Here is a 4,596-nt window from a genome sequence, read left to right as displayed (position 1 = left end):
CCTGGCGGCCGCGCTGGCCGGCGTCGCGGTCGGCGGGATCGCCGCCGTCGCCGGCACCGGCCTGCTGGACCGGGCCGTGCACCTCACGGCGGGCCCCGCGCCCGCGGTCTCGGTCAGCGCCGACTCGGACCGGACGCCCGCCGGGGAGACGGCCGGCCCCACCCCCCTACCGCAGCTGCGGCCCACCCCGGAGGGCGGTGACGGCCTCGCCTCCCTCTCCCCCGGCATCTCCCTGCCGCCGGACGGCCGGGCCCGCACCCCGCTGGACTCCGCCCCGAGCCTGTCGCTGCCGCCCGGCGCGGTGACGACCCCCGGTACGGGAGGCGGCGCGGCGGGCACGGACGGCGGCACCCGCAACACGTTCACCGACAAGAACGGCGGCACCCAGGGCGGCGGAGACACCGGCGGCAAGGACCGCGGCGGGGAGGACCAGGACCGCCCCGAGACCCTGTGCCGGGACCACCTCGCGAACAGGCTGGCCGAGGACCGCGAGCAGCACCTCGCCAAGATCGCCGGCGGCCTCGCGAAGGTCCCGCGCTTCTGCGCGACCCTGCTGGACGCGCCGCGCTCGGGCACCCCGCAGAGCGGCACCGCCGACCAGGGCGGCGGCGTCGTCGTGCCCTCGCCGGTCCTCAGCCCGGCCGGCCCGCTGGGCTTCCGCACCCGCTGACAGACCCCCGGAACAGCGTGCGGAAACGCTTCTCCGAAAGTCTGCGCGGAGGGCAGTAACACTTTTCGACCCCCCGGCGCAGTACAGAACGAGCCGACTGGTCATCGGCCGCGCGAGAGCCGGGGTTCCCCCCGTACCTCTGGGCTCTGCGCACCCGGCGCGGGCGGGGCACGTTCCCCCGGCCCTGCCCGCGCCCCTTCCTCTCCCACGGCTCCGGCCGGTCGGCCGACCGAACGGCCGGAGCCGTGAGATCACCGTCACCAGTAGACGACGACCTTGTCGCCGACCTTCACCTGGTCGAACAGCGCCGACAGCTTGGCCTTGTCCCGGACGTTCACGCAGCCGTGCGAGGCGCCGGCGTAGCCGCGGGCCGCGAAGTCGGCCGAGTAGTGCACCGCCTGGCCCTGACTGAAGAACATCGAGTACGGCATCGGCGTGTGGTAGATCGTCGACGTCCAGTCCTTCGCCTTCCACTCCACCTGGAACAGGCCCTCGCGGGTGGGCGTGTTCTCCGAGCCGAAGCGCACGTCCATGGACGAGACCACCTTGCCGTCGATCATCCAGGCGAGGGTCCGGCTCTCCTTGCTGATGCACATCACCCGGCCCTGCATGCAGCGCGGGTCCGGGGCGGCGACCTCGTTGGTGGTCGGCGGACGCAGCTCCTCCTCCGTCGGCTTCCTGCTGAGGCCCTGGATCTTCTGCCAGGTGGCCTCGTCCACCGCACCGGTGGCACCGAGCCCGTGCTGCGACTGGAAGGACTTGACCGCGGCGGTCGTCTTCGAGCCGTAGAACCCGGTGGGCGCCGAGGACATCAGCTTCAGCTGGCGCAGCCGGGCCTGGAGCTCGCGGACCTGGTCGTTCTCGTCGCCGTTGGCCATGACCGGCTTCACGGCGGGCGCCTCGGACTGCGAAGGCGAGGCGGAGGCCGAGGCCGACGGGGACGAGGACTCGGACGGCGACGGCGAGGCCGTCCCCGGCTTGTCGTCCTGCCTGGACGCGGACGCGGAGGGGGAGGCCACCGGCGCGGACGGCGCGGCCGGAGCGGAACCGGAATGCTGCGGACCGCATGCGGTCGCGGCGAAGGCGACGGCGGTGGCGAGGCCGAGCGTACGGATGATGGCTCTCTGTCGGTGCATCGCGGTTCCCCCGGATTCATCGTCGTGTACCTAGGTGATGCCTCGCGGGCGTGGACAGTTGCGGACGAACCCGCGATGTTGCGGCATTGTGACCAGCGGTCGTCGCGGGCACGGTTGTACCAGCCCCAGGCCGGTCGGCTCCAAGGACACGGAGGTCCACGGCATGGTCCGTCCCACTGCCCGCACCGAGAGCGGAATCCCGATCGACCCGGTCTACGGACCCGAGGCCCTGGCGGGCTGGGACCCAGTGGACAGCCTCGGGGCGCCGGGGGAGTACCCGTACACCCGCGGCATCCATCCCACGATGTACGCGGCCCGCCCCTGGACCATGCGCCAGTACGCCGGCTTCGGCACGGCCGCCGAGTCCAACGCCCGCTACCGGCGCCTCATCGAGGGCGGCGGGACCGGCCTTTCCGTGGCCTTCGACCTGCCCACCCAGATGGGCCACGACTCCGACGCCCCCCTCGCCGCCGGGGAGGTCGGCAAGGTCGGTGTCGCCGTCGACTCCGTCGAGGACATGCGGGCGCTCCTCGACGGCATCCCCCTCGACCGGGTCTCCACCTCGATGACGATCAACGCCCCGGCCGCCCTGCTGCTCCTGATGTACCAGCTGGTCGCGGAGGAACAGGGCATCGCGGGCTGCCGGCTGACGGGCACGATCCAGAACGACGTCCTCAAGGAGTACATCGCCCGGGGGACGTACATCTTCCCGCCCGGCCCCTCCCTGCGGCTGACCGCCGATACCTTCCGCTACTGCCGCGCCGAGATGCCCAAGTGGAACACCATCTCCGTATCCGGCTACCACATGGCCGAGGCGGGGGCCTCGCCCGTGCAGGAGATCGCCTTCACCCTCGCCGACGCCATCGCGTACGTGCGGACCGCGCTCGCCGCCGGGATGGCCGTCGACGAGTTCGCCCCCCGCCTGTCCTTCTTCTTCGTCGCCCGCACCACCCTCCTGGAGGAGGTGGCCAAGTTCCGGGCGGCCCGCAGGATCTGGGCCCGCGTCATGCGCGAGGAGTTCGGGGCCAAGGACCCCAAGTCGCTGATGCTGCGCTTCCACACCCAGACCGCCGGGGTCCAGCTGACGGCGCAGCAGCCCGAGCTGAACCTCGTGCGGGTGGGCGTGCAGGCGCTGGCCGCGGTCCTCGGCGGGACGCAGTCGCTGCACACCAACTCCTTCGACGAGGCCATCGCGCTGCCGACGGAGAAGGCGGCCCGGCTGGCGCTGCGGACCCAGCAGGTGCTGGCGTACGAGACGGACGTCCCGCACACGGCGGACCCCTTCGCCGGGTCCTACGCCGTGGAGCGGATGACGGACGAGGTGGAGGAGGCGGCCCTGGCGCTGATGCGGCGGGTCGAGGACCTCGGCGGGGCGGTCGCGGCGATCGAGGCCGGCTTCCAGAAGGGGGAGATCGAGGCCAACGCCTACCGGATCGCACGGGAGCAGGAGGCCGGGGCGCGCGTCGTGGTCGGGGTCAACCGCTTCGCGCTGGAGCGGGAGGAGCCGTACGAGCCGCTGCGCGTCGACCCGGCGGTGGAGGCCCGCCAGTGCGAGGCGCTGGCCCGGCTGCGGGCGGGGCGGGACGCGGAGGTGGTGCGGAGCACGCTGGAGGAGCTGCGGGAGGTGGCCGCCGGGACGGAGGAGAACGTGCTGCACCCGATGAGGGAGGCGCTGCGGGCGCGGGCCACGGTGGGCGAGGTCTGCGGGGTGCTGAGGGAGGTCTGGGGGACGTACGAGCCCGCCGGTCTCGGGTCGTGAAACTCACTGGCGTGACAGGTGCGTACCTATGGGACACTCCTGCTCATGCTGGGTGTGACAGATCTTCCTACTTATCTCGCCGCGGTGGTGCTGATCGTTCTGCTGCCGGGGCCGAACTCCCTCTACGTCCTGTCCGTCGCCTCGCGGCGCGGGGTGAAGGAGGGCTACAAGGCCGCCTGCGGCGTGTTCACCGGGGACACCGTGCTCATGGTGCTCACGGCCGTCGGCGCGGGGGCGCTGCTCCAGGCGAGCCCGGTGCTGTTCACCGTGGTCAAGGTGCTCGGCGCCGGCTACCTGGGCTGGCTGGCCGTGGGCATGATGCGGGCCGCCGCCGTCATGTGGCGGGCGCGGCGGACGCGTGAGGAGGAGCCGGACGCGGCGGGCGCGGAGCCGGCGGGCGCGGCCGAGCGGCCGTACCGGCGGGCGCTGCTGGTCAGCCTGCTCAACCCGAAGGCCATCCTGTTCCTGCTGTCGTTCTTCGTGCAGTTCGTCGACCCCGGGTACGCCCACCCGGCGCTGTCGTTCCTGCTGCTCGGGACGGTCTCCCAGCTGGTCAGCTTCCTCTACCTGTCCACCCTGATATTCGCCGGCACCCGTCTGTCGGCCGCCTTCCGGCGCCGCAAGCGGCTGTCGGCCGGGGCGACCTCGGCGGCGGGCGTGATCTTCCTCGGCTTCGCCGCCAAGCTCGCCGTCAGCTGATCCCTCAGGCGTAGGGGGTATTGCAACACCTCCTACGCGCCGAGCCGGCCCAGTCGCCGGCGGAGCCGGTGCGCCGCCCGCCGCACGGCGCGGTGGCGCGGCAGGAACGCCAGCCGCCGCGGGATCCCGCCCGGCAGCCCCAGCGCGGTCAGCCGGCGGCGCCCGAAGTAGCGCCGGGTGTACGGGTCCAGGTACCGGGCCAGGTAGGCCTCGGCCGCGGCGCGGCGGTCCGGCAGGATCCGGGGCTGCATCGTGAAGCCCACCGCCGCCACCAGCCCCGGCAGGTCGGCCGGCGGATCCTGCGGCGGCCCGTCCAGGTCGGGGACCAGCGC

At 73.3% G+C, this 4,596-nt stretch carries 3 protein-coding genes and 2 pseudogenes; 3 read left to right on the top strand and 2 right to left on the bottom strand.

Features of this window, described 5'->3' with window-relative positions:
- A pseudogene (locus tag VR44_RS19115) lies at nucleotides 1–670 on the top strand (hypothetical protein); the annotation flags it as partial.
- A gap of 257 nt (nucleotides 671–927) precedes the next feature.
- Here VR44_RS19115 and VR44_RS19110 read toward each other — a convergent pair.
- Nucleotides 928–1,806 carry a L,D-transpeptidase family protein gene (locus tag VR44_RS19110; RefSeq protein WP_094191749.1) on the bottom strand — a complete coding sequence of 293 codons (879 nt, stop codon included), beginning with the start codon at nucleotides 1,804–1,806 and terminating at the stop codon, nucleotides 928–930.
- Nucleotides 1,807–1,969: 163 nt separating this feature from the next.
- Between VR44_RS19110 and VR44_RS19100 the strand changes: the two genes are divergently transcribed.
- Nucleotides 1,970–3,565: an acyl-CoA mutase large subunit family protein gene (locus VR44_RS19100; protein WP_045948755.1), complete on the top strand. Its 1,596-nt coding sequence runs from the start codon at nucleotides 1,970–1,972 to the stop codon at nucleotides 3,563–3,565.
- 45 nt (nucleotides 3,566–3,610) lie between these two features.
- Nucleotides 3,611–4,264 (top strand): leucine efflux protein LeuE, encoded by a 654-nt coding sequence (gene leuE, locus VR44_RS19095; protein WP_045948754.1) that lies wholly within the window; start codon nucleotides 3,611–3,613, stop codon nucleotides 4,262–4,264.
- A 32-nt stretch (nucleotides 4,265–4,296) separates the two neighbouring features.
- Here leuE and VR44_RS19090 read toward each other — a convergent pair.
- Nucleotides 4,297–4,596, bottom strand: a pseudogene (locus VR44_RS19090) (hypothetical protein); the annotation flags it as partial.

The sequence above is a fragment of the Streptomyces katrae genome, assembly GCF_000966975.1.
Classification (GTDB): domain Bacteria; phylum Actinomycetota; class Actinomycetes; order Streptomycetales; family Streptomycetaceae; genus Streptomyces; species Streptomyces katrae.
The sequence above is the reverse complement of the archived record's forward strand: the minus strand, read 5'-3'. Positions and strand labels throughout refer to the sequence as shown.

What these genes read in the sequence shown, in the direction of transcription:
- VR44_RS19110 (WP_094191749.1), bottom strand. Translation starts at nt 1,806, where the DNA reads ATGCACCGACAGAGAGCCATCATCCGTACGCTCGGCCTCGCCACCGCC.
- leuE (WP_045948754.1), top strand. Translation starts at nt 3,611, where the DNA reads ATGCTGGGTGTGACAGATCTTCCTACTTATCTCGCCGCGGTGGTGCTG.
- VR44_RS19100 (WP_045948755.1), top strand. Translation starts at nt 1,970, where the DNA reads ATGGTCCGTCCCACTGCCCGCACCGAGAGCGGAATCCCGATCGACCCG.